This window comes from Acidimicrobiia bacterium, assembly GCA_012959995.1.
Lineage (GTDB): Bacteria > Actinomycetota > Acidimicrobiia > Acidimicrobiales > MedAcidi-G1 > MedAcidi-G2B.
Genome location: DUCC01000031.1, coordinates 1 through 1008 on the forward strand (window position 1 = coordinate 1; position 1008 = coordinate 1008).

Below are 1008 nucleotides of genomic sequence, written 5' to 3' on the forward strand. Positions count from 1 at the left end.
ACCCCGTGTTCAACCACCCCGTCATGGTCGTAGAAACTCAACTCCCCTCCCCAGGCGGCCGCTCGCCATACTTCGATGTAAAGGTTTTTCGGGCGGTCGGTTTCTCGAAACTGAACTTCCGCGGTGTAAAGCAGCGTCGACCAGTCGGCGGCCATGAGCCCCGATTCTTCTCTCACTTCACGGGTGAGCGCTTCAAGCGAGGACTCTCCTTTGTCCACTAACCCGCCAGGCGGCGTCCAATCCAGGCGACCTCTCCCCCGCCGATTAGCTACCAGCAGCACACCATCTGGCGACTCAATAACCCCAAATACCGCAGTCCTGCTACGCATGGTCATGGCGTGGGGTTTAGCAATGGTTTAACACCAAGCGACCCTGCTTTTATTTCTGCCTCAAGGCGCAACGCTGTTACCCCGTCAACAGTTTCCATAAACCGAAACGATAGATGATCGTGGATATATGTCTTCACCAGGGAATCAAACGTTACTTGGCGTTTACTTATGGACTCGATTTGACCGGCGGTCAACTGTGGCAATACAAAGACGTCCGCCACGTAGACACAGAATTGATCACCGCTACGTCGCCCGCTGGCATGAGCGGCCAAGCGATTAAACAGCCCGAATGTTTTCCCAATCTGACGGCGCCGTTCTAGCTCTTCAGGTGTTGCGCTCCGGCCACTCATCCCGATGTAAACAAACTGGTTTTCATCCCAGATTGAATACAGCCCTGCAGCTACTTCAGGGACCGCCGCAACCGGCCAGCCAGAAAAAAGGTGTCGAGGCCCATCTGTAAGGTTTTTAATATTTTCATTCATAAATGCATTTAAACCTAAAGCCGAGTTATCTCATTGTTTGGCCGACTCCCCCGTACTTGATAGGAGAAATACCTTGGCTTTTCCCATGGACTTTCTAGCCATTCCCAGATTGGCTCAGAAATATAGCTTTGGGTCTGCCCCATCAAATGCTTAACCATGTACGCATCAGCAAAGATGGCGTGTTCGACAATGCGGTC

The 1008-nt window shown here is 52.2% G+C and carries 2 protein-coding genes; both read right to left on the reverse strand.

Annotated features, from left to right (window positions below; genetic code table 11):
* On the reverse strand, positions 1-335 hold a 335-nt coding region (locus tag EYQ49_08470), incomplete at its 3' end, for an NUDIX hydrolase (protein HIG25907.1).
* Complete coding sequence (locus EYQ49_08475; GenBank protein ID HIG25908.1) at positions 332-811, reverse strand: hypothetical protein; 480 nt, start codon at positions 809-811, stop codon at positions 332-334. The genes EYQ49_08475 and EYQ49_08470, both read right to left, overlap by 4 nt.
* Between the last annotated feature and the right edge of the window lie 197 nt (positions 812-1008).

Coding starts and splice junctions, on each gene's coding strand:
- EYQ49_08475 (HIG25908.1), bottom strand. CDS start 811: ATGAATGAAAATATTAAAAACCTTACAGATGGGCCTCGACACCTTTTT.